Below are 26,665 nucleotides of genomic sequence, written 5' to 3' on the forward strand. Positions count from 1 at the left end.
GCGGAGCATCGGCGGGGAAATGGCGAGGCGGTGCGAATTCGGCGGTCAGAATTTTTCGCCGATCGCGGACTTCGTGGCGTCGGTGACGTCCTCCGGATTCCCGCCGCCGCTCCCGCCCCACGACAGGAGCTGCGAGGCGAAGTCGCCGAACTCCTGATACGACGCGTCCTCCGCGGCCAGATAATTGTTGCCCGCCAGCGTCAGCGAGAACGCGACCCGCGCCAGCACGCTGTTCGCCTGGCTCTCGCTGTCGCCGCCCTTGCCGAAGAGGCTCGTCAGGCAGGCGTCCAGGCGCCGGAAGAAGGCCCCGGCCTCCTCCTCGGTCCTGCCCGCCCAGCCGACCTGGAGGTCGGTGAGCGCCTTGAAGATCTTGGACACCTCGTTGCCGAGGTCCTCGACGAGACCGCCGCCGCCGTCCGGCCCGCCGATCTGCTCCCCGTAGGTCCGCAGCGCCTCGCCGTCGACGCGGATCGAGAGGTGCGCGCCGCCCACCTGGCCGTAGGTGACGGGGGGATCGGGCCGGGGGTCCTTGCTGGGGCTCACCGCTGCTCCTGGGCGTGTGCGGGAGCGCCGCCGCACCAACGGTCAGGCAGGCTCCCTGAGGGATGTCCGGACGGCGACGCCCGCCGTGCCGCAGGGCACGGCGGACGCCTGACGCACCAGGGGTGCCGCCCGGCCCACCGGGGACCGGGGCGGCACCCCTGGCGCTACTTGCGGAAGTTCTTCGTGTTCCTGGCCTCGACCTCGTGGTACACGTCGTACGCCGCCCGCATCCGCCGCTTCATCTCGTGCAACAGCGCCACCAGCGTCTCCATGTGGTCGCTGAACTCGCGCTGGAGGTCGGAGAAGGTCGCGCTGGACGGGGACTGCCAGACGGCCTCGGCCTGCCGGAAGGCTTCTTTCACGGCGGCGACGTCCGCCTCGATGGCGGCGGTGCAGCCGCCCACCGTGCCGATGGTGTCGTGGAGCCGGTCCAGCTCGATCCGGAACTCGTCGAGGGTGAAGGTACGAGAGGCCACGCGGTGACTCTAGGTGCGCGGATGACCCCGATGCAGGTCCCTCTTCCGACACGAGCCACGTCACCGATCAGGGGTGATGCCATGTCACTGAACGGGGACCTGTCTGCCGGGCGCCCGCATTGGATGAGATGGGAAGGACCGGATATCGCCCGGGGTGAGCACGGCGGAAGGGCAACTGTGGCAGTGGAACCGAAAGACTCCAAGTACGGTCCCCACCGGGTGCCCATCGACTCCTCCGGCGGCGGCTCGGACACGTCGGGCGACAGCGAGCCGCCCCCCACCGCCGCGCCGCCGCCCACCCTCTCGATGCTCTGGCAGACCACCCCGGCCATCACCACCGAGATGCCGCAGACCAACGGCGGCGGGGGCGAGAAGAAGCCGGCCAAGGCGCCCACCCATCCGGCCCTCACCGTCAACGTCGGCGACCTCGCCGACAGCATGGAACTCCTGCGGCTCTCCTCCGCCGACATGGTCGCGCAGTACGAGAGCCTCAAGTCCCTCGTCCTCGCCGCCGACGCCTCGCACACCGTCTTCGGCGAGCAGGCGACCTACAAGGACACCATCCCGAAGCCGCGCCCGAGCCAGACCGTGGACAGGCGGAACCCGCACGAGGTGACCTTGCAGGAGCCCGACCCCGGCCCGATCGTCAAGGACGACCCGGGCGTGCGGAAGGCGGCCGAGAAGTTCGGCCCCGTCATGTACCCCGGCATGAAGAACGTGCTGATGGAGTGCGCCAACGCCATCGAACTGGTCGGGCGGTACATGGTCCTGATGGACCGCACGGGCACCTACTACGCCCACGCCGACCACACCTCCGCCTTCCCCGGACCGACCGGCAAGCCCGTCGTGGACGGCTGAGCACGCCGGCGTACCGGCGGCAACGGGCCGGGCCCCGGCCGATTCCTCGCGGAACGGCCGGGACCCGGCCCGTCCGGTTACGCCGGTGCGCAGCTCAGCTGGACCGGCCCGGCGACGTCGTGCGCGTACTGCGTGGCCGCCGTGTGGTCGACGCCGGTGTTGAACATCCGCAGCGTCACATGGCCGCTGCGGACCTTGAACGGCCCCTGCGAGACCCACTTCCCGCGGCTGCTCACCTGGTCGACGCGGAAGGCGGCGGCGGGCGTGCCGCCGCTGCGGTCGGCGTCGTAGACCGCGTACGTGGCGGGGTGGCCGCCGACGTAGAGGATCTTCGGGTTGTCCGGGATGTAGACCGAGAGGCGGCAGGTCGCGGGGCCCTTGAACTTCGCGGTGTGGTCGAACTTCCAGAGCACGTACTGGCCCGGGTCGTACTTCGTCGACGAGCCCGACATCGGCACGGAGACGTACCGGCCGGTGCAGCCGGAGCCCGTGTAGCCGCCGGTGCCGGACTTGACCCAGCCCTCCCGCTTCAGGTTGAAGTCGGGGTCCTTCATCCAGAACCCGGCGGTCGCGTGGGACGGGCAGCCGTAGCCGGCGAGCGCGGTGAACGCCGGGGCGGCGCCGCGGGTCCGGGCCTTGACGGTGCCGTCGCCGGTGGTGGTGGCCCTCGGGCCCGGCGGGGTGTGCGAGGAGCCCGCGGGGTCCGGGAGGTCCGGCGCGGATATGTCCTGCCGCCCGTCCGGGGTGATCCCCAGGCCGCCCGTACCGCCCGAACCGCCCGTGCCGCCGCCGTTCCCGGCGTCGCCGGTGCGGGACTCCCGGCCCTTCTCGTGGTGGTCGGCCTCGGCCTTGGCGGTGGCGCCCGCCGGGGCGACCTTGCCCGCCTCGTTCTTCTTGTCGTCCGGGCTGGTCAGCACGCCGACGGCGAGGGCGCCCAGCCCCAGTGCGGCGACGACCGCGACGCCGATCGCCACCAGCCGCTTGCCGGGCCTGCCCTGCTCACCGTCGGAGCGGACGCCGCCCACGAACGCGGCGACGAAACCGTGCCGGTCCTCCTCCGGCAGGCGCCCCGGTGCCCCGTCGGCGGACTGCGGGGACTTTTCCTGATCAGCCACGTACGTACTCTCCAATTGTCTTGCCGTAAGGGACAGGCGGCACAGAATACCGCTCACCGGCAATCGGAAAAGGCCTCCGCCGGGAAATCGGGAAACCTCGGCCGATGTGCCTTCCGGCGGCACCCGGGGCTATTGTGCGGGCCCCGGCGGAGCATTTGGTGTTCCGCTCCGTGAGCCGTCGATCCGAAGAGGTCGATCGGTACGGTACGTTGGAGCGCATCGCCTTGGTTCTCCGCTAGTGTGCCGCTCGAAGGGTCGGGGAACGACGCGTTGATCTGACGACAGGAATACGCATGTCCAGCTGTGCGCGCATTGTCATTGCCGAGCGCCAGAATCTCGTCCGGTACGGTCTCGAAAGGGCGCTTTCCCGGGCTCCGTGGCTCGAGGTGGCCGCCTCGGTGGAGCGCGCGCAGGACCTCCCGCTCACCCCGGGCGCCGGCGCCCCCGACGCCATCCTCTACAGCCCGCCCGCCTACGACCACGCGGGCACGGAGTCCCCGGCGCGGATCCTCGACCGCCTCGTCGCCTGCGCCCCGGTGCTCCTGGTGTCCGGCTTCGTCCAGCCCTACCGCCTGCTGGGCGCCGTCCGCGCCGGGGTGCTGGGCTGCGTCACCGACCAGGTGGACGACGAGGAGTTGCTGCGCGCCGTCGGCACCGTCGTCACCGGCGGCTTCCATCTCTCCGCCACGCTCGTGCCCCGGCTGCGGGCGGAGTTGGAGCAGCCCGGCGGCATCGAGCCGCGCTCGCTCGCCCGCCGCGAGCTGGAGGCGCTGCGGCTGCTCGCCGAGGGGCTGACGCACGGTCAGATAGGCCGCCGGATGGGCCTGTCCGAGGCCACCGTCAGCACGTACGTCAAGCGCATCCGGGCCAAGCTCAACGTCGGCAACAAGGCCGATCTCACCCGCACCGCCATCGAGTTGGGCCTGCTGCGCGAGCCCCGGCCGAAGCTCGGCGCGAGCGCCGTGGTGCCGCTGGTCGCGCCGGGGCGGGCGTCCGGCGGGCGGCTCACGGACCGGGCGTACGCAGGATGAGCGCGGCCATGTCGTCGTGACCGTCGCTGGGATGGTGGTCGGCGAGGGAGCGGCAGAGCTGGTCGACCGGCTCGCGCGCATGGTGGCGGGCGAGCGCCGCGAGCGCGCGCATCCCGTCCGCCAGGGAGCGGTCGTGGCGTTCGATCAGCCCGTCGGTGTAGAGGATGACGGTGCTGCCCGGCGGCAGGGAGGTCGAGTGGTCGGGCCGGGGCTGGGCGGTGTCCACCCGGAGCGGCAGCCCGGGCTCCGCCTCCAGGTAGTGCGCGGCGCCGTCGGGCGCCACCACCAGGGGCGGCGGGTGACCGGCGCTGCTCCACCGCAGCGTCCAGCCCCGGTCGGCGGGTTCGAGACGGGCCACGCACGCCGTGGTGAGCAGCTGGCCGCCCGTCATGTCCATGATGCGGTCCAGCTGCGTCAGGGCGGCGCTCGGCGGGGTGTGGCCCTCGAACGTCAGCGCCCGCAGCATGTTGCGGGTCTGCGACATGGCCGCCGCGGCCTCCAGATCGTGCCCGACCACATCGCCGATCACCGCGATGCACGAGGTGTCGGACAGCTTCACCGCGTCGTACCAGTCGCCGCCCAGCTGACCGGGCGTACGCGCCGGCCGGTAGACGGCGCCCGACTCGAACGGCCGCAGGTCCAACAGCTCGGGCAGCAGCAGCCGTTGGAACCGCTCCGAGCTGTTGCGGACCTGGTCGTACAGGCGGGCGTTCTCGATCGCCACACCGGCCGTTCCCGCGAGCGCCAGGATCACGCCCTCGTCGTGCCGGTCGAACGGCTTCCCGTCCTTCCGGTCGGAGAGATAGAGGTTGCCGTAGATCCGGCCGCGCACGGAGATCGCGACGCCGAGCAGCGAGCGCATCGGGGGATGCCCGGGCGGGAAGCCCGCCGAATCCGGGTGGGCGGCGATACGGTCCACCCGCAGGGGCTGCGGATGGCGGATGAGATGCCCCAGCAGGCCACGGCCCCGGGGCAGCTCCACCCCGGCGAGACCGGTCAGCTCCTGTGAGGTCAGGCCGAGCGGGACGAACTCGGCGAGCTGCTCACCGCTGTCGTCCAACACGCCCATGGCGCCGTAGCGGGCGCCGACGAGGTCCATCGCGGTGCGCACGATCCGCCGCAGCACGGTCGGCAGCTCCAGTTCGCTGCTGATGCTGACGACCGCGCCGAGCAGCCCCTGGAAAGTGCGCTGGGCGCGCGCCAGATCGTGCATCTGCTCGCCGAGGCGGTCCAGGTCCGAGCTGAGCGGCAGGTTGAACAGCGACAGATACGGCACGTCGGCCGGCTCGCCAGGCGTTGTCTCCTCCGGCTCCTCGGTCACCGCCCGCCCCTTGCCCGCCGCCACCGGAACGCGCGAACGACGCGCTCGCCTCGAAGTACAGTCCAGGTCATCAGAGCACATCGCGGCCATACCGCGCCTGGTGTGGGGCGCGGTGTGTGCACCGTCCGGGGTAACCGCACCCGCCGACCGCCCCACGAGGGTCAGTTCCGCGGCCCCCGGAGGCCGGACCCCGCGCGGTGGGCCCGCGCCAGATGGTGCTGGAGGCGGGCGTGGCGGAACTGGTAGACCGCGCCCGCCTGCCGCAGCACCCCGCGCCGGTAGGCGTCGTCGAGGAAGGCGGTGACGGCCCACGGCAGCCGCCCGGTCAACGGCAGCCAGAACCGGCCGAGCACCAGCCACTGCCCCCAGGCGGTCAGCGCGAGCGCGTACCCGAGGGCGCCGCCGACCCCGCTGAGCGTGCCGAGCACCAGCCCGGCGGCGGGGCTCCACACCAGGGGCCCCAGCGCCTCGCGCAGCAGGCCGACCGCTACCGCGGCACCGCCCCCGACCAGCGCCCCGAAGACGGGCGCCCACACGGCGAGCCGGGCCAGCACCGTTGCCCGGTGGGTGCGCAGCAGGCCCCGCGGATGGGCGGCGGAGCGCAGGTCGAGGGGGCGCTCCAGCAGGCCCAGCAGACAGAAGCTCAGCCCGGCGGCGACGCTGAACACCAGCCCGTAGAAGAGCGCGTCGACGACGGCGGCCCGCAGCCCGGCCGGCCAGCGGAAACGGCTGTGCATCAGGCCGACGGCCACGCCGTAGCCGGAGCCGAAGACCGCGCCGCCCAGCGTCCCGATGACCAGCCGGGGGCCGGCCGTGCCGCGTACCGGCCCGCCGCCGAGGCGCAGCCGCACGGCGGACGGCGCCACCGGCAGGTCCCGGACCGCGAAGGTGAGCCAGTGCACCAGCCCGAACATCAGCCCGGCCAGCAGCCCCACGACCGCCCCGTCCACCAGCGGGTACGGGCCGCCGAAGGCGGCGGCCAGGGCGGTGTCGGCGAGACCGACGGCCACCCCCGTCACCAGCGCGGTCACCGCCGTACGGGGACCGCGGCGCAGCCCGCCGCCCAGCCGCCACCACGCCAGGTCGGGGGTCTGCAGCCGGTGGAGGTGGTGGGCGAGGTGGCCGAGCCAGTGCCGGGCGCGGTCCGGGGCGACGGCGCGGCGGGGCCGGGCGCCCGGCGCCGGCGGATGGCGGTAGACGGTCGGCAGAAAACTCTCCAGAAGATGGTCCTCCAGCGCCTCCCGGCTGCCGAAGCGCTCACCGTCCAGCAGCTCGGCCGGATCGTGGTCCGGGGTGTCGCTGTAGACGGCGCGGGCGAGCGCGACCATCAGCGGATTGGTCAAGGCGGCGGCGAGCGGCGACGCGGGGTGCGCGCGCAGGGCGCCCAGCACGGGCTCCCAGGCGTTCGCGGCGGGCCGGGTGCGGCAGGGCTTGCGGGTGGTGCGGGGCAGATAGGCGGCCAGGTCGTCGACGGTGAGGTCGGTGAGTTCGACCGCCGCGGCGGAGGTGAGGACGTCGGTCTCGGCGACGGCGGCGGCGTACTCGGCGGGGCGGCTGGTGAGCAGCAGCGGCAGGGTGGTGGCGTTGAGGGCCTCCAGCGCGGGGCGGCGCAGCCCGGCGGCCATCTCGTCGAAGCCGTCCAGCACGGGCAGCACCCGCCCGGACTCCACCAGCGCGGCCGCCAGCGTCGTCCCGCCGGGCCCCTGGGCTGCGTAGCCGGGGTGGTCGCGGGTCAGCCGGTCGGCCAGCCAGTCCCGCAGGGGGAGCGCGGTCGGGTTCCAGGCGCCGATGCTGAAGATCACCGGCACCGGCTCCCCGGCGGTCCGCGACGCGAGATGGTCCAGGACGAACCGGAGCGCCAGCACCGTCTTGCCCGAACCGGACCGCCCCAGCACGACCAGCCGCCCGGACGGCAGCCGCCGGTACAGCGCCGCGACGCCGTCCAACCGCCCGTCCAGCGCCAGCGGCCCGGCCGCGGCACCGGGCGGTAGCCGGCGGATGTTGGCCCAGTGGTCGGCCAACTCCTCGGCGGCGGCCCGCCAGCGGACCGGCAGCGGAAACGGATCCTGGACCTGCCGCTGCTCCTCCTCCCGACGCCAGCGGGCGGCCACGGCTGCCGCCAACTGCTCGGCGGCGTCGGCCAAGGGGCCGGGGGAGGGGCGGGGCGCGGCGGGGGCCGGGGACGGGTCCGGGGACGGGTCCGGAGTCGTGGCCGTTGCCGTATCGGGGGCCGTGTCCGGCGAGTTCGGGTCCGTGGTCGGCGGGCCCGCGTCGGCCTCGGGCGCGTTCGGGTCCGGCGGGTCCGGCGGGTCCGGGGGCGTGCCGGGACGCGCGGGCGCTGCCGTATCGGGGGCCGTGTCCGGCGCGTTCGGGTCCGTGGTCGGGGGCGGGCCCGCGTAGGCCTCCGGCCCGTCCGGTCCCGCGCCTCCGTCCTCCCCGGTGCCCACCGCCGCCCGCAGCAACTGCGCGCGTTCGGCCGGCCGGAGCGGCAGCGCGCGGGCCAGTTCCTGCACCGTGGTCATCCGTGGATTGACGCGGCCGCCGGTCTCCAGACCGCGGATGGTGCGGGCGCTCACCCCGGAGCGCTCCGCCAGCTCCTCCTGGGTCAGCCCCGTACGGCTCCGCAGCCGCCGCAACACCTCACCGAACGCACCGGCCACAACCGACGGCCCCTCCCCGTGAGTTGACGTTCCCCGAGACGACGTCCTTCGCAGGTCGTGGACTGTAGCGCGGCCACCGGACACATATGGCCGCCTCGGCGTCCTGTCCACGGTTCCTCCACCGGGCCACCGTGATCACCGGCCACCGGCGGGCCCGCCGGTGGCCGGACGAGCGCACCACGGAACGGGGACACCATATGCCGACGACGGCCACCGCCCGGGAACACCCGCACCTCACCCCCCTCACCGCCCGCGAACGCGAGGTGCTCCACGCGCTCGGCGGCGGCCTGGACGACGCGGAGATCGCCGACGCCCTCGGCCTGCCGGCCCACCGGGTGCCCGCACAACTGGAAGGCATCCTGCGGAAATTGGGGCTGCCCGACCGCGCCGCCGCCCGTGCCCACGCCGCCGACCGCGCACGGGTCGTCCCCGGCCTCGGCCCGCACGCACCACGGCCGGCCGCGGACCCCGGCCTGCCACCCGCCGAGGTGCCCGGCCCGCGGCTGCGGATCTCGCTGCTCGGCCCGTTGCGGGTCAAGCTCGCCGGAAGACCCGTCGACGTCGGCCCGGTCCGCCAGCAGGCCGTCCTCGCGGCGCTGGCGCTGCGGCCCGGACGGACGGTCAGCCGGCGCGAGTTGCTGGACGGCGTCTGGGGGCTGGAGTCGCCGGACGCGGACGTCGTGCCGGTCTACGTCTACCGGCTGCGCAAACCCCTGCGGCTCGGCACGCGCCCGGACTCGGTGATCCGCCGCGACCGGTACGGCTACGGACTGGCGAGCGGCGTGGCCGAGGTGGACGTGGCGAGCATGGAGGACGAGGCCGCTGCCGCCGCGGCGGCGGCCCGCGCCGGGGATCTGCGCACGGCGGTGCGGCGCTGCTCCCGGTCGCTGGAGCTGTTCCGCGGCGAACCGCTGGCCGGGCTGCCGGGACCGCTGGCCGAGACGGAACGCATGCGGCTCGCCGAACGCCGGGTGGCCCTGGCCCGGCGGCGCGCCGAATGGCTGCTGCGGCTCGGCCGGGTCGCCGACGCGGTCGCCGCCCTCACCGTGCTGGCCTCGGAGGAACCGCTCAACGAACCGGTCGCCGCCCTCCTGATGCGCGCCCTGCGCCACGGCGGCCGCCGGGCCGAGGCACTGGCCGTCTTCGACCGCACCGCCCGCCACCTCGCCGACGACCTGGGCGTGCCCCCGGGCCAACTCCTGCAGCGCGCACGGTGGTCGGTCCTGCGCGGCGACGACGGCACGGCCGGCGGCGAGGACCGGGCGGGCGCCGCATGACCGGCCACGACAAGGCCGGGCGCCGGGGCCGGCCCCGGCCCCGGCGCGTGCCCCCGGCGCAGGCCCCGGCGCGGTGGCTACGTCTGCAATTCGTCGGACGCCCGCCAGGCCTCGTTGACGAAGCGGGCGGCCTGCGGGTGGGCGCCGTGCGAGGGGTAGACGAGGTGGGCGCTCACGGTGGGGGCGCCGGTGAGGGGGACGAGGTGCACGGAGGGGTGCGTGTAGCGGCGGGCGGTGGAGAGCGGCGCGGTGCCCACGCCCAGGCCCGCGGCCACCTGCTCCAGCCATTCGTCGTAGTTGCGGCACTCGGCGCCCACCGCCGGGCGGCGGCCGGCGGGCCACATGTCGGGGAAGGTGGTGCCGCTGGCGGTGTTGACGACCAGCGGGAGATCGGCGAGTTCCGCCCAGTCGAGTTCGGTGCGTGCGGCCAGCTCCCAGCCGGCCGGGACGCCCGCGATGCGGGGCTCCTCGTAGAGGAAGCGGCTGCGCAGGTTCCTGGGCGGTGGTGTGCCGCGCAGCAGGGCCACGTGCACCTGGCCGGCGCCGAGCCCGTCCTGGGGGATCTCGCAGCGGACGAATTCGACTCCGGTCCCGGTCTCCTCCGCGAACCGGGCGGCGAATCGTGACAGTCCCTCGGGAAGTCCCCAGCTGAACCCGACGCGTAGTTTCTCCCCTTCCCGTAGGTCCTTTAATGTCCGGTCGAGTTGGCCGAGCAGGGGTCCGAGGTTTTCCCGAAGCTTCTCCCCTTTTTCGGTGAGTTCCGTTCTTCGGGTGCTGCGTTCGAAGAGCTGGACCCCGAGAGACTCTTCCAGGGACTTGATGGTGCGGGTGAGGGTCGGCTGGGCGAGGTGGAGTCGTCGGCCGGCGGCGGTGAAGCCGCCTTCCTCGGCCACCGCCAGAAAACATCGGAGATGACGTAGGTCGACATTGATTCGCTGAGTGTATAGGTGGGTCAGCAATGTCATTTCTCCCACAGCGGTCGGGTGTCTAGTGTTCTGGGTGTCGCCACGCGGGCGGGGTTTCCGTCCTGCGCGGCAGGGCAACATCTGGCGCTGCGTGTGACCATGTGTCCAACGGGGGTTTCATCATGATCATCAGTCTGTGCGCGCCATCGACTGGCAAGGCGCAAAAATTAGCTAAAGGGAAAGCAAAGGCGCGCCTGTTCTTTCGGGGCGCCCGGCGGAGGATACCCCGTCAGGCGCCATTTCGGGGGCCCTTCATGCCCATTGGACGGGCTTCGTAACGTCAATTCCGCGCGCCGCCGGACAGCGGCGCCGGGCGTTCACCGGTAATTCGGATCCATGCGGTACGCCGACTTCGGCCCGTCGGGCCGCCGATGACCGCTGCCCGAAACCTTTTCGCTCTGCTCCGTACGTCTTCCTTACGGACCTGCCGAACCCGGCGGCCGTCCTTTCCCGGTACGTCTTCGCTGCCCGCAGAGGGCTGTGACGGCCCGGTTCCGCTGAATTCCGTTCCGCTGCCATACACCACTGAGAAGGATTTTTGCTGTGCCGGTAATAGATGTGCGCAACGGTCCCCTCGAATATGTCGTCATCGACGGTGACCCGGATCTGGCACCCCTGGTCTTCCTGCACGGCGGACTCGGCTGCCTCGCGGCCTGGGGGCGCTTCCCCGCCCGGCTGGCCGCTGCCACCGGGCGCCGCGCCCTGGTCTACTCCCGCCACGGAAGCGGCGGCAGCGGCCCCGACCCGCTGCCCCGCACCCCCCGCTACATGCACGAACACGCCCAGGACGTGCTGCCCGAGCTGCTCGGCGCGCTGGGCCTGCGGCGGCCCGTCCTCGTCGGCCACAGCGACGGCGCCTCCATCGGACTCCTCCACGCCTCGGCGCACCCCGTGGCGGCCGTCGTGGGGATGGGCCCGCACCTGTACTTCGAGGACGAGAACCGCATCGGCATCGAGAACGCCCGCGCCTCCTACGAAGCCGGCCCGCTCGCCAGGAAGATGGCCATGGTGCACGACGACCCCCGGGGGGTCTTCGAGCGCTGGAGCGGCGTCTGGCTCTCGCCCGCCTTCCGCAGCTGGTCCATCGAGGACGACCTCGACGTCACCGCTCCGGTGCTGGTGATCCAGGGCGACGCGGACGAGTACGGCTCCCTCGCTCAGGTCGACGCCGCCGAGCGCGCGGTGCGCGGCCCCTTCCGCCGCGTGGTCCCCGAGGGCTGCGACCACTACCCCCACCTGGTCCGCCCCGACCTCGTCATCGACACCGTCGGCGACTTCCTCGCCGCGCACGCGCCGACCGCGGAGGCCGCCCGATGACCGGGCGCCCCGCCGTACGCCTCGACGCCCTGCTGGCCCGCTCCGCGCGGCTCCACCCCGAGCGCACCGCTCTGGAGGGGGAGGGCGAGAGCTGGACGTACGCCGGACTCGACCGCGCCGTCGACGCACTGGCGGCGGAACTGACCGCCGCCGGGGTCGCACCCGGCGACCGGGTCGGTGTCTACGCGCCCAAGACCCCGGCCACCGTCATCGCCCTGTACGCGTCGCTGCGGGCCGGTGCGGTGACCGCGCCGCTCGACATCGCCGACCCGCCGGAACGCACCGCCCGCATGATCCGCAACGCGGGCCTGTCCCTGCTGCTGACCTGCGACCGCGCCCTGGCCGGGGCCCGCCGCGCCGTCACCCGCGCCCGCGACGGGGCCCCGGTCGCCGAGAGCGCCCTCGATCACGGCCTGCACCGGCTGCGCGTCCTCACCCCCGAGGAGCGCCCCGCACCGCTGCCCGCGCCCACCGACTCCGGCGGCTACATCCTGTTCACCTCCGGCAGCACCGGCTGGCCCAAGGGCGTCCTGCTCTCGCACGAGAACGTCGCCCACTACGCACTGTGGGCCGCCGGCGAGTTCGGACTCACCCCGCAGGACCGGATCGGCTCCCAGGCCGCCCTCACCTTCGACCTGACCACCTTCGACCTGTTCAGCGCCGCCGCCGCGGGGGCCTGCACGGTCTTGATGCCGGACCTGCTGCGGTCCTTCCCGCGGGACGTCGTCGGATGGCTGGCCGACCGGCGCATCACCGCCTTCATGGCCGCGCCGTCCCTCTACCACGGCATGCTCCAGCAGGGCGGCATCGCCGACTCCCCGCCGCCGGCCCTGCGCCTCGCGGCCTTCGGCGGCGAGGCGTTCGCCCCGGAACTGCTGGAGCGGTACCTGAAGGTGCTCGACGGGATTCCCTTCTACAACCTGTACGGACCCACCGAGACCAACGCCTGCACCTACTATCGGGTGCCGCCCGACTGGACCGCCGACCAGGAAATGCCCATCGGCCGCGGCATCGGCGGCGTCCTCATCGACGTGCTCGACGAGGAGGGCCGGCCCACCGACGGCCCGGGGGAGATCCACATCGCCGGCCCCACCGTCTTCCAGGGCTATCTGCGCGGTGCCGAACCGAGCGACCCCACCGTCCACGTCACCTTCCGCGACGGGGCGGTCCACCGCGCCTACGCCAGCGGCGACATGGGCCGGATCACCCCCGACGGCCTGGTCTTCCTGCGCGGCCGGCGCGACAACCAGGTCAAGCGGCGCGGCCACCGCATCGACCTGATGGACGTGGAGAACGCCGTCCTCGAAGTGGAGCAGGTCGCCACCGCCGCGGTCGTCGCCAAGAGCGGCCCGCACGCCGGCCAGATCTGGGCCTACGCGCAGACCGGCGCCACCGAACGGGAGGTCCTGGCCGCGCTGCGCGAGGTGCTGCCCCGGCGGATGCTGCCCGACCGCGTGGTCCCGCTCACCACTTTGCCCACCACCACCAGCGGGAAGGTCGACCGCCGCGCGCTGCGCGACGCCGACGCCCCCGCACCACAGGAGGAGATCACCGTATGAACAGCGTCGAGGAACTCTGCACCCTCATCGGCAGCCGGATCACCTGGGGGCGCGGCGAGGACGCCGGTTCGCTGAACGCCGACACCCCGCTGCTCGAAATGGGCCTGGTCGACTCGCTGGCGATCATGGAGATCGTCGCGGCGCTCGACAAGGAAGCCGGGATCAGCCTGCCCGACACCGAGATCGTCGCGGCCAATTTCCGCAGCCCCAAGGCCCTTTGGGCCGCGATCGAAGACCTCTCCGGCGAGGGCCGCAAATGAGCGCGGTGGCCGCCGCGGCCCTGCGCACCGGCGCCCCGCGGACCGAGGAGATCGTCGACACGTACCGAGACCTGGCGGCACCGGTGGTGGCGCGGCTCGCGGACGCGGACTTCCGCACCCGGTGGCGGGCCATGGCCGACCTCGGGGTGCTCCGGCTCGCCCCGCCGGACGCCACCGCACCCGGCCCGGTCACCCGCTCGCTGGCGGTGATCGAGGGCATCGGCCTGGCCGGCGCGGACCCGGGCCTGTGCTACGCGCTGGCCTCGCAGCTCTTCGGCATGCAGTTCCCCCTGCGGGACGCCCTCGGCGACGCCGCCCGGCGGACGGTCGAGGAGGTCCAGCAGGGGCGGGTGCTGCTGTGCCACGCGCTGACCGAACGCGGCGGCGGCAGCGACCCGTTCTCCATGGAGACCCGCGCCCGGCGCGACGGTGACGGCTTCGTGCTCGACGGCGCCAAGACCTTCATCACCGCCGCTCCCGTGGCCGACCGGGCGATCGTCTTCGCCCGCACCGCCGAGGGACGCTCACCGTTCGCGCTCTCCGCGTTCCTCCTCCCGCTCGACCTGCCGGGGGTCCGCCGCGGCGAGACCTTCACCAAGACCGCCCTGCCCACCGTGCCGATGGGAGAACTCCTCTTCGAGGGGGCCCGGCTCCCGGCCGGCGCGTTGCTCGGCGAGGAGGGGTCCGGACTGGCGGTGATGGCCTCCACCACCGCCTGGGAGCGTTCCGTCATCCTCGGCTACGCCCTCGGCCCGATCCAGCGCCTCGTGACCCGCACCGTCGACTGGGCCGCGGAGCGCGACCACTTCGGCCGCCGCATGGGCGCGAGCCACCAGGTCGCGGGCCGGGTCAGCGACATGGCGATGGCGCTGCACCGCTCCCGCGTCCAGCTCTACGCGATGGCCGCCCGGCTCGATGCCGGTGTGCCCGCCCGGCAGCTGGCCGCCGAGGCCGCGCTCACCAAGATCTCCGTCTCCGAGGACTACGTACGGCTGACCGAGCACGCCACCGCGCTCGCCGGGGTCCGTGCCTTCCTCCCCGGCTTCGGCCTCGCCGCCGATCTGGCCGGCCCCATGGCCGCCCTCACCTACGCCGGTCCCAACGACCTGCTGCGGGTGGGCGTCGCCCGCCAACTCGGCCTGCCCGTCGAGAACTGACCCGCCGGGAATCCGGCCGGCCGACCACCGACCCGAAGGAGCAGTGATGACGCTGCCGACCCCACTCGATGACCTCCTCAAACTCGCCGCGGAGACCGGCGCCCGCCTCGCCCCGCTCGCCACCGGCACCGACGCCGGACGCGACAACGGCCACGAGAGCTATCGCGTGCTGCGCGAGTCCGGTCTGCTCGCCCTGCTCGTCCCGCAGGAAGCGGGCGGCGCGGGCCTCGGCTTCGGCGACTACTGGCGGGTGCTGGCCGAACTCGCCCGGCACAACGGCGCCGCCGCCCTCGGCTTCAACATGCACCACGTCGTCATGGGGGCGCTGGCCGACGCCGGCGGCACGCGGCTGCCCCCGGCCGCCGAGACGTTCCGCGCCTGGATGCTGGACGAGGTCGTGAACGGGCGCAAACTGTTCGCCTCCGCCACCTCCGAGGCCGGCCGCGGCGCCAAACTCCGCGGCATGCGGACCCGTTACCGCCTCTCCGACGACGGCACGCACTACATCCTGAGCGGCAAGAAGTCCTTCGTGTCGCTGGCCGGCGTCGCCGACTACTTCGTCGTCGCGGCCGCCGCCGACGGCGCCGAGGACACCGGCGAGGTCTCGCACTTCGTCGTCGCCGCCGACGACCCCGGCGTCGGCTTCGGCGCCGTGCAGCACATGTCGGCGATGTACGGCACGAGCACCGCCCCGATGACGCTGGACGAGGTCCCGGTGCCCCGCTCCCGCCTCTACCTCGGGGTCGAGGGCATGTCCCTGTTCAAGGTCGTCCGCGAACCGCACTGGATGATCGCCGGCTACACCGGCGCCTACCTCGGTATCGCCGAGGCCCTCTTCCAGCACACCGTCGACCACGTCACCGCCTCCGCCGCGCGCGCCGACTCCCCCGTCGTACAGCAGGAGCTGGGCAAGATGGCCGCCCGGCTGTGGGCCGCCCGCGCACTGGTGCACGAGGCCGGTGACCTCGTCACCGCCCGGCGCGGCAGCCTGGAGGCCAACGCCATGGTGCACGCCGCCAAGTACGTCGTCGGCGAGGCCGGCCCGCGGCTCGCCCAGGACGCGCTGCGGCTGTGCGGCTCGGCCGCCGTCAGCCCCGGGCACCCGCTGGAGCGGCTGATCCGCGAGGTCCAGTTCGCCCATGTGATGCCCGCCAAGCCGCAGGACTGCCTGGAATACCTGGGCAAGTCCGCCGTCGGCGTGAACCTCTACGACGCCCGGGCCTTCACATGGTGACCCCGGTGCAGGACGAACTCACGGTGGCCCGCGACGCGTTCCGCGCCCTGATGGGCTCCCACCCCGGTGGCGTCGCCGTCATCACCACCGCCGACGCCGACGGAAACCCGTACGGCTTCACCTGCACGGCCCTGTGCTCGGTCTCCCTCGACCCGCCGCAGCTGCTGGTGTGCGCGGGCAACACCGGGAGCACCCTCCCGGTCCTCGCCGCCCGCGGGAGCTTCACCGTCAACCTCCTGCACGGCGCGGGGCGCCGCGCCGCCGCGGCGTTCGCCGGTCCGGCCGCCGAGCGGTTCCGCACGGTCCCCTGGCAGCCCGCGCCGGTCACCGGCCTGCCGGCGCTGCCGCAGGACGCGCACGCCACCGCGGAGTGCCGCGTCACCCGGCTCACCCCGGCCGGCGATCACACCGTGGTGATCGGCGAGGTGGTGCACATCCAGACGCACACCCCGGCCACCGAGGCGGCGCCGCTGCTGTACGGCATGCGCCGCTACGCCACCTGGCCGGTCTGACCCGGCCGTGCCCCACCGGCCGGCCCCACCCGTGGCCGTGCCGCACCATCGCACACACCCCGACAGATGAGGACCGCCATGTTCCGCACCCTGATGAAGTCGAAGATCCACCGCGCCACCGTCACCCAGGCCGATCTGCACTACGTCGGATCGGTGACCGTCGACTCCGATCTGATGAAGGCCGCGAACCTGATGGCCGGCGAGAAGGTCGACATCGTCGACATCGACAACGGCGCCCGGCTGTCCACCTACGTCATCGAGGGCCCGGCCGGCTCCGGCGTCATCGGCATCAACGGCGCCGCCGCCCGGCTCATCAGCCCGGGCGACCTCGTCATCCTCATCGCCTACGCCGCCGTGACGGACGCCGAGGCCGCCTCCTTCGTCCCCCACGTCGTCTTCGTCGACGAGCACAACGCCGTCGCGGGGCGGGGAGGCGACCCGGCCGAGGTACCCGAGGGCTCGGGCCTCAAGCGCGGCGACCTCGTCGCCAACTGACCGCCCACCGAGGCCACGGCAGGGAGATGCCATGACGATCTCAGTGGTCAGCGGTGGCACCCGCGGCATCGGACGGGCGCTGAGCCTCCGGCTCGCCGCCCTCGGGCACCGGGTGATCGCCCTCTACCGCGGTGACGAATCCGCGGCGCGGCAGACCGCGGCGGCGGGCCGGGGCCGGATCGAGACGCTGCGCTGTGATCTCGCCCGGCCCGAGGAGATCCGGGCGGCCGGCGACCGGATCACCGGCGCGTACGGCGCGCCGTCCGTGCTGGTCAACAACGCCGGTGTCAACCGTGACCGGCCGTTCCTGTCGATGACCGCCGAGGACTGGGACACGGTGTTGGCCACCAACCTCTCCGGCCCCTTCCACCTCAGCCAGGCCCTGGCACCCGCGATGGCAAAGGCGGGCGGCGGCAGCATCGTCAACGTCGCCTCCACCACGGCGATCCGGCCCCGGGCGAACGGCGCCAACTACTGCGCGAGCAAGGCGGGCCTGCTCCAGCTCACCAAGTGCCTGGCCCTGGAGCTGGCCCCGCACATCAGGGTGAACGCCCTGCTGCCCGGATTCACCGACACCGAAGAGGTCACCGAGCGCTACCGCCTCGACGACCCGGAGAGGCGGGCCGCCGTCCTGGCCGCCATCCCGGGCCACCGGCTCGGCACGGCCGAGGACATGGCCGACGCCCTCGAATTCCTGGTGACCGCCCGCAGCGGCTATGTCACCGGACAGCAACTCATCGTCGACGGCGGCCACTTCATGGGATGACCCGGACCCGGTATACGCATCCCCACCGGTCCGTCCCGACAGATTCCCGCGCCCTTTCAGGAGATGAAGCTCATGCGACTGACCCAGCAACAGGCCGAGCGGTACCACACGCACGGGTTCTTGATGCTCGACTCCCTCCTCGACACCCAGGAGGTGGAGATGTTGCGTACCGCCTTCGCCCGCGATGCGAAGGTGCCCGGCCCGCAGGTGGTGGCCGAGGACGGCGGCACGGAGGTCCGCGCCGTCTACGCCTCCCACCAGCGGCAGCCGGAATACGCGGGCCTGATCCGCGACCCGCGCATCCTGGAGCCCGTCCGGCAGCTGCTCACCGACGACGTCTACGTCTACCAGTTCAAGATCAACGCCAAGCCGGCGTTCGGCGGCGACAGATGGGCCTGGCACCAGGACTATCTCGCCTGGCGCCTCGCCGACGGCCTGCCCGCCCCGCGCCAGGTCAACATCGGGGTCTTCCTCGACGACGTCACCGAGTTCAACGGACCGGTCATCTTCCTGCCCGGCTCGCACCGCCAGGGACTCGTCCACGAGGACCGCTCGGCCGCCGCCAGGTCCGAGCAGCACCTCGACCCCGACGACATCTCGCTGACGCCGCAGCAGCTCACCGAGCACGTCGACCGCTACGGCATGACGAGCCCCAAGGGCCCGGCCGGCTCCGTCGTGCTGTTCTCCCCGGAGATCATGCACGGCTCGGCGCCCAACATGTCGCCGTTCACCCGCCGGCTGCTGATCGCCACCTACAACGACTGCGCGAATGTGCCGCGGCCCGCGGGCGAGCCCCGGCCGGAGTACGTCGTGTGCCGCGACACCGACCCGCTGCGTCCGCTGGCGGCGCCGTTCTCCCACACGCTGGGCACGGTGGCGGCATGACGACACCACGCACCGGACGCGCCGTCGTCCTGGAGGAGTTCGGCGAGCCGCTGCGGCTGCGGGAGTTCCCGCTGCCGCAGGCCCCCGCCGGCGGACTGATCGTCGCCTGCGGATACGGCGGCGTCTGCGGCACCGATCTCCACCTGCAACAGGGCCACTTGGACATCCCCGTGCCGCTGACCCTCGGACACGAGGGGCTCGGCGTGGTGCGGGAGCTGGGCGAAGGCACCCACCAGGACGCCGCCGGGGCGCCGCTCGCGGTCGGTGACACCGTGATGTGGGCCTCCTCCATCGCCTGCGGCGTCTGCCCGCCCTGTCGGCTGCACCGCGAGCCGACCCTGTGCGAACGGCGCCGCACCTACGGCGTCAACCGCGCCCTCGGCGACGGTCCGGAGCTGTCCGGCGCCTGGGCCGACCACATCGTGCTCCAGCCCGGCACCACCGTGATCAAGGTGCCCGACGGCACCGACCCGCTCGCCGCCATGTCGCTGGCCTGCGCCGGCCCCACCGTGGCCCACGCGCTCTACGAGCGTCGGCCGGTGCGGCTCGGCGAGACCGTCGTGGTGCAGGGCAGCGGCCCGGTCGGGCTGGCGGCGGCGGCGTTCGCGCAGCTGGCCGGCGCCGCCCGGGTCGTCGTCGTGGGCGGCCCGGCCGCCCGGCTGGAGCGGGCCCGCGCGGCCGGCATCGGCGACGTCCATCTGGACATCGCCGGCGCCGACGACCCCGAGGCGGTCCTGCGGCAGGTGCGGGAGGCCACCGGCGGGGACGGCGCCGATCTGGTCATCGAGTGCGCCGGGGTGCCCGCCGCCGTCGGCCAGGGCCTCACCCTGGCCCGCCGGGGCGGCAGCTACCTGATCATCGGCCAGTACACGGACGCCGGGGACACGCTGATCAACCCGCACCAGATCGTCCACCGGCAGCTCGACGTCGTCGGCTCCTGGGCGTTCACCGGCGCCCATCTCGTCGAGTACGTCCGCCTCCTGCCGGCCCTCACCGCCCGGTTCGGCCTGGCGGAGCTGGTGACGGCGTTCCCGCTGGAGGAGCATGCCGCCGCCCTCGCCGCGGTCGCCGACGGATCGGTGATGAAGGCGGTGCTGACGTCCTGACGCCGGACGTCCGGGCACCGCGCGGGCCCTGACACCGCGCGTGCGGGACAGAACGGCCCGGCCGTGGCGGCGTGCCACGGCCGGGCCGTCGCGCCTGTCCGCCCGCCCGGCCCGCCGGTTCACGCGGTGAGCGCCCGCAGCGCCTTCTCCGTCGCCGGGTCGTCGGGCAGATAGGCCAGCAGATGGTGGCCCGGCTCGTCCACGGCGGCGAGCTTGACGTAGCGCAGCCGCAGCTCACCGGCGACCGGATGCCGGAAATGCCGTACGGCCGGGTGGAACGCCGAGGTCTCCCGGCGGCCGTACCAGCGGGCGGCGTCCGGATCGGCCAGCAGGTCCTCGGCGACCTCGGCGTACCTGCCGTCCTCCGGATGCCGCGCCGCCTGCGCCCGGAACTGGCCCAGCAGACTCCGCGCCTCCGGCTCCCAACTGGCCAGCAGCGTACGGGCGGGCTGCCAGCGGAAGACCAGCCACAGCAGATTGCGCTGCTTGGGCGCGAGCCGCGCCAGATCGGTGAGGAGCGCGGTGTACCCCGCGTTCCAGGCCAGCAGGTCCCAGTGCGGGTCGAGCACCGCCGCCGGATTCGGCGTCAGCGAATCCACCAGCGACAGCAGATTGCGCGACACCCAGCCGGGCGGACGCCCGGGCCGCGCGGGAGGCGCCAGAAACGACAGCACGTGCGCGGTCTCGTCGGCGTTCAGCCGCAGCGCCCGCGCCACCGACCGCAGCACCTGCTCCGAGGTCCGCACCCGGCCCTGTTCCAGCCAGGCGTACCAGGAGCTGCTGACCCCGGCCAGCTCCGCGACCTCCTCGCGCCGCAGCCCGGGGGTACGGCGCCGGGGCGAGCCGGGCAGCCCCACATCGGCGGGCGCCAGCCGCTCACGGCGGGAGCGCAGGAACGCGCCCAGCTCGCGGCGCGGTCCGCCGGACTGGTTGCCGTGCACGCGCCGGCTCCTTCCCCCGCCGTCGGCCCGCCCCGGGGCGGAACACCGTGCCCGCAGGGTGTGAGCAAGGGTAATAGGCTGCGGGACCCCGCGGTGAGTTCATGGTGATGGGCTGGGGACGCCGGGCCGACAGCACCGGCAGCACGGACCCAAGGAGCCCCATGGACACCACCGACTCACCCCCGGCCACCGCCGCCACGACGCCCCTCGGCGCGACCGCCCCGCCGATGCCTGCCGCCGTGCTGCGCCTGCTGCGGACCGCCGGCTTCGTGAGCAACTTCGACCGCTTCTGCATCACCCCCATGGTGATGCTCATCGGCGCCCAACTCGGCGCCCCGCTGCCCACGGTGATGCTCGCGGCCAGCGGCTACTTCCTCGCGTACGGCCTGATGCAGCCGGTCTGGGGCCTGGCGAGCGACCGGCTGGGGCGGGTGCGGGTGATGCGGCTCTCGCTGGCCGGGGCCGCCGTCGCCGCACTCGCCTCGGTACTGGCACCCGATCCGGCGGTGCTGATCGTGGCCCGCGTGGCGGCCGGAGCGTTCTTCGCCGCGTCCATCGCCGCGTCCATCACCTATGTCGGCGACACCGTGCCCGCCGCGGTCCGCCAGCGCCCGCTCAGCGAGCTGATGACCGCGTTCGCACTGGGCACCGCCGTCGCGACCGTCATCGCCGGGGCGCTGGCGCACTACGTCAGCTGGCGCCTGGTCTTCGCGCTGCCGGGCCTGATCGCCGCCTACCTGACGGTCGCCCTGCGCCGGCTGCCGGAGCCGCCGCGCGAGGCGTCCGGCGCACTGCTCGCCCCGTTCCGGGTCGTGCTGCGCTCCCGCTGGCAGTGGTACGTGATGGCCGTCGCGATGCTCGAAGGCGCCGTGCTGCTGGGCTTCTTGACCTATGTGGCGCCGGCCCTGGAGGCCCAGGGGGCCTCGGCGACGCTGGCCGGTGCGGTCTCCGCGCTCTACGGCGTGGGCTCGATGGCCGCGGCCCAGATCGTCAAGCGGCTGGTGGGCCGCTGGACGCCGGTGTGGCTGATCGTGGCCGGCGGGGCGCAGATGCTGGTGGCCTTCGGCCTCGCCGCGGCCAGTACGTCGGTGCCCGCGCTGGTGGGATGCGCCCTGCTGCTCGGCGGCGGCTGGTCGTTCATGCACTCCACGATCCAGTCCTGGGCCACCCTCCTGTCCCCGACGGCCCGCGCCACCGGAGTCGCGATGTTCGGTCTGGCGCTGTACGTCGGCAGCGCACTGGCCAGCGCCCTCGCCGCCCAGCCGGCCGAACACCACGCCTACCGGGCGATGTTCCTGACCGCCGCGCTCTTGACCCTCCCGCTCACCGTCGCCGCGGCGGTGGGCCGCGCCCGCTACCGGAGCTGAGCGGAACGCGCCACCGGGGCCGTGGACTCCGGACGGCCGACCGGGGCGGGGCGGCGCGCCGGTCGCCGGTCCGTCAGTCGACGGCCCTGTTGTAGTTGACGATCCCGTCCACCATGACGGCGGCGGCCCCCGCCAAGGGGCTGTCCGCCTCGCGCCGCACCACGTCGGGCAACCGGTGCGCCTCGTCCTCACCGGCCACCACCATGCCCCAGAACGCGTTGAAGCCCGAGGGATCCGACGGCTTCTCCACCGCTGCGCCGACGGTCGCGGCGCCGTCCTCCCCGGCCACGGCCAACGCGCCCACCTGCCGCAGCGCGTGGGCATCGTGCTCCTCCGCGGCGACCACGCACCAGCCGGTCGTTCCTGTGAGCCGCAGTGCGGAGCGGAGGCTGCCGGCGCTGTCCGGGCCGGTCAGGACGATGTCGGGGAGGACGAGGGCCACCGGGCCCTGCGTCAGCGGCAGGGCGGTGCGGATCGCGCCGTCGAGCCCCGATTCGTTGTCCTGGTAGACGAAGACCATCTGGAAGACGTCGGCGTAGCGCGCCAGGTAGCTCACCGTGTCCATCTTGTGCGTCCTGAACACCACGACCAGGCGCACCTGGAGCCCGTTCCTGGCGAGTTCGACGACGGCCTCCAGGCTGCGGTCGAGCACGGTGACCCCGGGGGCGAGCGAGTGCAGTTCCTTCGAGTAGGGGGCGCTGAAGCGCGTCGCGAATCCCGCGCAGGGCAGGATGACCGACACATCGGGGACGGGCGCGAACGATCTGGGCATCACGTGGCTCTCAGGTTGTGCTGACGGTCGGACACCCCGCGCGCCATCGGCCACGGGCGGCCGGATCCGCGCCGCACCGCCGGACGCGACGCACGCCGGGCGCTCACCGTAAGCACCACGAGCGGCTCCAGGCGAGAGCGGAACGGGCCGGTGCGCGCACCCGCCTCCGGGCCGGCGCGGGTCCACCACCGTTCCCGTGAACGGTAGTTGGTCCCGCCACCGCCGGGCCGGCCGGGATCCACCGCGTCCGTCCCGCCCGCGCCGCTGCGCGGGCAAGCGCCCGGCGGAACGCGGCGTACGCGGTCACCGGACCGACGGCCTCCGGGCCGGGCGCCGCGCTCCGCACCCGCGGCGTAAACTCCGGCCGCACAGCCGCCACGGCCGACGTACCCCCGGCGACGGGCCGTTCGCGGATCGAGCCGGGCCGGGGCCCGGCCCGACGGGACGAAAGAGGACACGGATGCGGGTGCTGTTGTCGACATACGGGTCACGCGGCGACGTCGAACCGCTGGTGGCACTCGCGGTGCGACTGCGGGAGCGCGGCGCGCAGGTGCGGATGTGCGTCCCGCCGGACGAGGAGTTCGCGGCGCGGATCGCGGACATCGGCATCCGCCCGGTGCCGGTCGGGCCGTCGGTGCGGTCGCTGACGCGCGGGACGGCCCCGCCGTCGGCGGCGGACCTCTCCCGGACCCGGGACGCGCTGGTGGAGGCGCAGTTCGAGCAATTCCCCGCGGCGGTCGAGGGATGTGACGTGCTGGTCGCGGCCGGTCTGGCGCAGATCGCCGCGCGGTCCGTGGCCGAGGCTGCGGGCGTCCGCTACGTCTACGCGAGCTATGCGGCGGTCCACCTGCCGTCGCCGCACCACGCGCCGCCGCCGCGGCCGGGCTGGCCGGAGCCGGAGACGGACGACAACCGGGCGCGGTGGGAACGGGACGCCCACCACGTCAACACGCAGTTCGCCGAGGCGCTCAACCGCCACCGGGCCTCGCTCGGTCTGCCGCCGGTGGACAACGTCCGCGACCACGTCCTCACCGACCGGCCCTGGCTGGCGGCGGACCCCGCCCTGGGAGCGTGGCCGCGGACCCCGGGCCTCGACGTGGTCCAGACGGGCACCTGGAGCCTGCCGGACGAACGGCCGCTCCCGGCCGACCTGATGGCGTTCCTGACGGCCGGCCCGCCACCGGTCTACGTGGGCTTCGGCAGCGCGAACGCGCCGCAGGACCTCGCCCGCAGCACCATCGAGGCGCTCCGCGCGCAGGGGCGGCGCGCACTCGTCTCCCGCGGCTGGGCCGACCTGGGCCTGATCGACGACCGCGACGACTGCTTCGCCCTCGGCGAGGTCAACCACCAGCGCCTGTTCCGGCAGGTGGCCGCCGTGGTGCACCACGGCGGCGCGGGCACGACGGCGACGGCCGCCCGGGCGGGCGTGCCGCAGGTGGTGGTACCCGCCCCGGTCTCGGACAACCCGTACTGGGCGGGCCGGGTGGCGGACCTGGGCATCGGCACGGCGCTGGACGGCCCGATCCCGGACACCGAGACCCTGACCGCCGCCTTCCGCACCGCCCTGGCCCCGGACACCCGGACACGGGCCGAGTCGCTGGGCGCCGGAATCCGTACCGATGGCGCGGCGGTGGCGGCGGACCTGCTGCTCGGCACCGCGCGCGGGGACGCCGTCGCCGGCTGACGAAGGCACGGCCGTGACGTAGTCGTCGTTCTCAAAGGTGGTGATCACCACGGCCTTCGGCGGGCCGGCGTCCTCGGCGAGAAGCAGCCGGGTGGCGGTGGTGGTGGCCGTCGTGCCGCCGCCCGGGCCGGTAGTTCGGCGGCGCTCTCGGGGGAGAGCGGGCGGGGCGGGCGTTGATCCGGAGCGAGTGGCCGGTGAAGACCGGCATGCGCACGTTGCCGGGAACCGGCCGACCGCCGCCGTGGCGACCGCCGATGGTCAGTGCGTGGCGACCGGCGGACTGCCCAGTTCGTTGATGAGGCGCCGGTAGGTGTCGAAGGCCGGCTTGGGGGTGTAGTCGTCGTGCAGCAGGCCGAAGTGGTGGAAGAGGCCCTCGGCGGCGCTGTCGGCGTCTCGCAGGGCAAAGAACGAGTATCCGTCGATGTTCAGGTCGGTGGAGAGGGCGGCCACGGTCCGCACGACGGTTTCGAGGACCGCGGCTTGCCGCTGCTCGCCGCGGCCCGGGCCGGTGGGCCAGCCGTTCTCGCAGACGCGGATCGCGACGCTGTCGGGGATGCCGGCCCTTCGCAGGTCGGTGCGCCGGAACGCGGTGAGGACCGTAGCGACCGCTTCCGTCAACTGATCGGCGGCGATGGGACGGAACACGTCCGGGAAGAAGTCCAGGCCGACGTAGTCCAGGCTCTGCCGGAAGCGGTCGTCGGCCAGGGCACCGAGCTCGGACCAGAAGGTGTCGGCCGGATCGAAGGTCGGCACGGCGTTGAAGCCGACCGCCACGCTGCGATCCAGTGCCCAGGCCTCCTCCTTGGCCGCGACAACCCCCTCGACGAGCGCGTCCATGACGTGGGGCGTGCTGCCGTCGACCGAGGGCAGGTCGGCGTTGGGCTCTTCGCAGATCTGGACGGATGCCAGGTGCGGCCCACCGGTGCGGACGGCCTCGCGGACGAACTCCCGCCACCCCGCCAACTCGCCGGACGGCTCACGGAACTGCAGCACGAGGTCCAGCTTGCGGCCGCGTTGGAGATACGCCTCCGGGTCGGCGGGCGTGGGCGGTTCCACCGGCGTCACGGTCGCGGCGAACGAGCGGTAGGCGCGCACCGACAGGCCGGCCCTGTCGCCTTGGAGCGTGTCCAGCGCCTCGGTGATGCGGTCCTGCGCATCCGGGCGGACCGGGTGGACGATGCCCTGGTCGTCGCCCAGGGTCCCGCCGGGATAGATGCCGAAGTCCAAGGTCATGCCTGCCCCACCCCAGAAATTTGGTGTCACTGCAAATTTGTGGTGACACTATCATCTGGGCATGGGCCTTCGAGAGACCAAGAAGCAGCGGACCCGGACGGCGATCGCCGACGCAGCCCTGCCCCTCTTCCTGGAGCACGGCTTCGACCAGGTCACGGTCGCCGAGGTGGCACGACACGCAGGCGTCTCCACCAACACCGTGTTCAACTACTTCCGCACCAAGGAAGACCTCTTCTTCGACCGCCAGACGGAAGTGGAGGGCCATCTCGCCACACTGGTCCGCGACCGCGCACCCGGCGCCTGCCCGGTGGAGACCATCCGCGACGACCTGCTGGACGCCCTGCGGCAGGACGACCCCGCACTCGGGCTCCACCCCGACGCGCCCCGGTTCTGGCAGGTCATCCACGACAGCGCCGCACTGCGCGCACGCGAACGAGAGATCGGCGAACACATCGAGGCCGCGCTGGCGACCGCCCTGGCCGAACACCCGCCGAACGCCGCCACCGGACCGAACCAGGGCGGCCACCCGACACCCACGCTCCTCGCGGGCGCCATCGCCGGCACGCACCGGGCCGCCTTGCGCGAACTGCGGCGGCGAATCCTGTCCGGCGAACCCCCCACCGACGCCCGCGACGGCGTCGCCGCAGCGGCAGCCCAGGCATTGAACCTGCTCTGCTCCGGATTCCACGCCGACGCCGACCGGAGAGCGTAGAAGCTACGGCTCTCCCCCCCGGTAACCCCGCAGCCCGGCCGAGGGCGTCTGCATTCCGCGCAGCCGGTGGGTGCGGGCGCCGTGCGGGGTGGCTGCGGGCCGGTGGGGGCGTCGTGTCGCGCTTGAGCTGGTGCGTGGGTGGAGGGGGAGTTGTTGAGGGGTGGCATGCGGTGAGGCCGGGCAGGGGTGTGTCCTGCCCGGCCTCGCCGGTGTCCTGGGCCCCGCCGCTCCGGTGGGAGTGGCTGTCCCCGGGGCCCAGGAGGGCTGTGTGTGTTTTGTGGGGACGAGGGGGTGGATCAGTAGGCGGAGTTGACGTTGTCCATCGAGCCGTAGCGGTCGGCGGCGTAGTTGGAGGCCGCGACGATGTTCGCCACCGGGTCGGTGAGGGAGTTCTCGGTGCCGTCGACGTGGTAGGCGTC

The 26,665-nt window shown here is 73.6% G+C and carries 25 protein-coding genes and 1 pseudogene; 16 read left to right on the forward strand and 10 right to left on the reverse strand.

Annotation, left to right across the window (positions count from 1 at the left end; all coding sequences use genetic code 11):
* Positions 1-45: 45 nt before the first annotated feature.
* On the reverse strand, positions 46-543 hold the full coding sequence (locus ABT345_RS21350; protein ID WP_345089784.1) for a hypothetical protein: 498 nt from the start codon (positions 541-543) through the stop codon (positions 46-48).
* Between the two features lie 164 nt (positions 544-707).
* A complete protein-coding gene (locus ABT345_RS21355; RefSeq protein WP_345089781.1) occupies positions 708-1,019 on the reverse strand; it encodes a WXG100 family type VII secretion target in 312 nt (103 codons plus the stop codon).
* Between the two features lie 219 nt (positions 1,020-1,238).
* Between ABT345_RS21355 and ABT345_RS21360 the strand changes: the two genes are divergently transcribed.
* Positions 1,239-1,877: a hypothetical protein gene (locus tag ABT345_RS21360; RefSeq protein WP_345089779.1), complete on the forward strand. Its 639-nt coding sequence runs from the start codon at positions 1,239-1,241 to the stop codon at positions 1,875-1,877.
* 77 nt (positions 1,878-1,954) lie between these two features.
* On the opposite strand, the gene ABT345_RS21365 is transcribed toward ABT345_RS21360, so the two are convergent.
* Positions 1,955-2,992: a hypothetical protein gene (locus ABT345_RS21365; protein ID WP_345089776.1), complete on the reverse strand. Its 1,038-nt coding sequence runs from the start codon at positions 2,990-2,992 to the stop codon at positions 1,955-1,957.
* A gap of 398 nt (positions 2,993-3,390) precedes the next feature.
* Between ABT345_RS21365 and ABT345_RS21370 the strand changes: the two genes are divergently transcribed.
* Positions 3,391-4,023: a response regulator transcription factor gene (locus tag ABT345_RS21370; protein WP_345089773.1), complete on the forward strand. Its 633-nt coding sequence runs from the start codon at positions 3,391-3,393 to the stop codon at positions 4,021-4,023.
* On the opposite strand, the gene ABT345_RS21375 is transcribed toward ABT345_RS21370, so the two are convergent.
* Both ABT345_RS21375 and ABT345_RS21380 read right to left on the reverse strand, forming a co-directional pair.
* Entirely contained in the window at positions 3,998-5,344 is a 1,347-nt protein-coding gene (locus tag ABT345_RS21375) for a PP2C family protein-serine/threonine phosphatase (RefSeq protein WP_345089770.1), read from the reverse strand. The two genes, ABT345_RS21370 and ABT345_RS21375, sit on opposite strands and share 26 nt — an antisense overlap.
* A gap of 161 nt (positions 5,345-5,505) precedes the next feature.
* The gene (locus ABT345_RS21380) at positions 5,506-8,004 is read right to left on the reverse strand and encodes a helix-turn-helix domain-containing protein (RefSeq protein WP_345089767.1); all 2,499 of its coding nucleotides are present in this window, start codon (positions 8,002-8,004) and stop codon (positions 5,506-5,508) included.
* A 197-nt stretch (positions 8,005-8,201) separates the two neighbouring features.
* Here ABT345_RS21380 and ABT345_RS21385 point away from each other — a divergent pair, with 197 nt between their 5' ends.
* Entirely contained in the window at positions 8,202-9,281 is a 1,080-nt protein-coding gene (locus ABT345_RS21385) for an AfsR/SARP family transcriptional regulator (RefSeq protein WP_345089765.1), read from the forward strand.
* Between the two features lie 77 nt (positions 9,282-9,358).
* Here ABT345_RS21385 and ABT345_RS21390 read toward each other — a convergent pair whose 3' ends face one another.
* A complete protein-coding gene (locus tag ABT345_RS21390; RefSeq protein ID WP_345089762.1) occupies positions 9,359-10,246 on the reverse strand; it encodes a LysR family transcriptional regulator in 888 nt (295 codons plus the stop codon).
* Between the two features lie 543 nt (positions 10,247-10,789).
* Here ABT345_RS21390 and ABT345_RS21395 point away from each other — a divergent pair.
* The 10 genes from ABT345_RS21395 to ABT345_RS21440 all read left to right on the forward strand — a co-directional run bounded on the left by ABT345_RS21395 (position 10,790) and on the right by ABT345_RS21440 (position 19,537).
* Positions 10,790-11,563: an alpha/beta fold hydrolase gene (locus ABT345_RS21395; protein WP_345089759.1), complete on the forward strand. Its 774-nt coding sequence runs from the start codon at positions 10,790-10,792 to the stop codon at positions 11,561-11,563.
* On the forward strand, positions 11,560-13,122 hold the full coding sequence (locus ABT345_RS21400; RefSeq protein WP_345089756.1) for an amino acid adenylation domain-containing protein: 1,563 nt from the start codon (positions 11,560-11,562) through the stop codon (positions 13,120-13,122). Before ABT345_RS21395 ends, ABT345_RS21400 begins: the two co-directional genes overlap by 4 nt.
* On the forward strand, positions 13,119-13,382 hold the full coding sequence (locus tag ABT345_RS21405) for an acyl carrier protein (protein WP_345089753.1): 264 nt from the start codon (positions 13,119-13,121) through the stop codon (positions 13,380-13,382). The genes ABT345_RS21400 and ABT345_RS21405 overlap by 4 nt, the downstream gene beginning before the upstream one ends.
* A complete protein-coding gene (locus ABT345_RS21410; protein ID WP_345089750.1) occupies positions 13,379-14,539 on the forward strand; it encodes an acyl-CoA dehydrogenase family protein in 1,161 nt (386 codons plus the stop codon). Before ABT345_RS21405 ends, ABT345_RS21410 begins: the two co-directional genes overlap by 4 nt.
* A gap of 46 nt (positions 14,540-14,585) precedes the next feature.
* The gene (locus ABT345_RS21415) at positions 14,586-15,773 is read left to right on the forward strand and encodes an acyl-CoA dehydrogenase family protein (protein WP_345089747.1); all 1,188 of its coding nucleotides are present in this window, start codon (positions 14,586-14,588) and stop codon (positions 15,771-15,773) included.
* A 5-nt stretch (positions 15,774-15,778) separates the two neighbouring features.
* Entirely contained in the window at positions 15,779-16,285 is a 507-nt protein-coding gene (locus ABT345_RS21420) for a flavin reductase family protein (RefSeq protein ID WP_345089744.1), read from the forward strand.
* Between the two features lie 78 nt (positions 16,286-16,363).
* Positions 16,364-16,780 carry an aspartate 1-decarboxylase gene (panD, locus tag ABT345_RS21425; protein WP_345089787.1) on the forward strand — a complete coding sequence of 139 codons (417 nt, stop codon included), beginning with the start codon at positions 16,364-16,366 and terminating at the stop codon, positions 16,778-16,780.
* Between the two features lie 31 nt (positions 16,781-16,811).
* The gene (locus tag ABT345_RS21430) at positions 16,812-17,546 is read left to right on the forward strand and encodes an SDR family NAD(P)-dependent oxidoreductase (protein WP_345089740.1); all 735 of its coding nucleotides are present in this window, start codon (positions 16,812-16,814) and stop codon (positions 17,544-17,546) included.
* A 72-nt stretch (positions 17,547-17,618) separates the two neighbouring features.
* On the forward strand, positions 17,619-18,431 hold the full coding sequence (locus ABT345_RS21435) for a phytanoyl-CoA dioxygenase family protein (RefSeq protein ID WP_345089737.1): 813 nt from the start codon (positions 17,619-17,621) through the stop codon (positions 18,429-18,431).
* Entirely contained in the window at positions 18,428-19,537 is a 1,110-nt protein-coding gene (locus tag ABT345_RS21440) for a zinc-binding dehydrogenase (RefSeq protein ID WP_345089734.1), read from the forward strand. Before ABT345_RS21435 ends, ABT345_RS21440 begins: the two co-directional genes overlap by 4 nt.
* A 119-nt stretch (positions 19,538-19,656) precedes the next feature.
* Here ABT345_RS21440 and ABT345_RS21445 read toward each other — a convergent pair whose 3' ends face one another.
* Complete coding sequence (locus ABT345_RS21445; RefSeq protein ID WP_345089731.1) at positions 19,657-20,478, reverse strand: helix-turn-helix domain-containing protein; 822 nt, start codon at positions 20,476-20,478, stop codon at positions 19,657-19,659.
* 161 nt (positions 20,479-20,639) lie between these two features.
* Between ABT345_RS21445 and ABT345_RS21450 the strand changes: the two genes are divergently transcribed.
* Positions 20,640-21,845: an MFS transporter gene (locus ABT345_RS21450; RefSeq protein WP_345089728.1), complete on the forward strand. Its 1,206-nt coding sequence runs from the start codon at positions 20,640-20,642 to the stop codon at positions 21,843-21,845.
* A gap of 73 nt (positions 21,846-21,918) precedes the next feature.
* Here ABT345_RS21450 and ABT345_RS21455 read toward each other — a convergent pair whose 3' ends face one another.
* Positions 21,919-22,617, reverse strand: coding sequence for a glycosyltransferase family protein (locus tag ABT345_RS21455; protein WP_345089726.1), 699 nt, complete (start codon positions 22,615-22,617; stop codon positions 21,919-21,921).
* A gap of 460 nt (positions 22,618-23,077) precedes the next feature.
* Between ABT345_RS21455 and ABT345_RS21460 the strand changes: the two genes are divergently transcribed.
* Positions 23,078-24,301, forward strand: coding sequence for a glycosyltransferase (locus tag ABT345_RS21460; protein WP_345089723.1), 1,224 nt, complete (start codon positions 23,078-23,080; stop codon positions 24,299-24,301).
* Between the two features lie 258 nt (positions 24,302-24,559).
* Here ABT345_RS21460 and ABT345_RS21465 read toward each other — a convergent pair whose 3' ends face one another.
* A complete protein-coding gene (locus ABT345_RS21465; RefSeq protein ID WP_345089720.1) occupies positions 24,560-25,534 on the reverse strand; it encodes a hypothetical protein in 975 nt (324 codons plus the stop codon).
* Between the two features lie 61 nt (positions 25,535-25,595).
* Here ABT345_RS21465 and ABT345_RS21470 point away from each other — a divergent pair, with 61 nt between their 5' ends.
* Positions 25,596-26,246, forward strand: a complete 651-nt coding sequence (locus ABT345_RS21470) for a TetR/AcrR family transcriptional regulator (protein ID WP_345089717.1) — start codon at positions 25,596-25,598, stop codon at positions 26,244-26,246.
* 296 nt (positions 26,247-26,542) lie between these two features.
* Here the strand turns inward: ABT345_RS21470 and ABT345_RS33275 are convergent.
* Positions 26,543-26,665, reverse strand: a pseudogene (locus ABT345_RS33275) (transglycosylase SLT domain-containing protein); the annotation flags it as partial.

It is taken from the genome of Streptomyces sp. NPDC000404, assembly GCF_040300365.1.
Taxonomy (GTDB): domain Bacteria; phylum Actinomycetota; class Actinomycetes; order Streptomycetales; family Streptomycetaceae; genus Streptomyces; species Streptomyces ramulosus.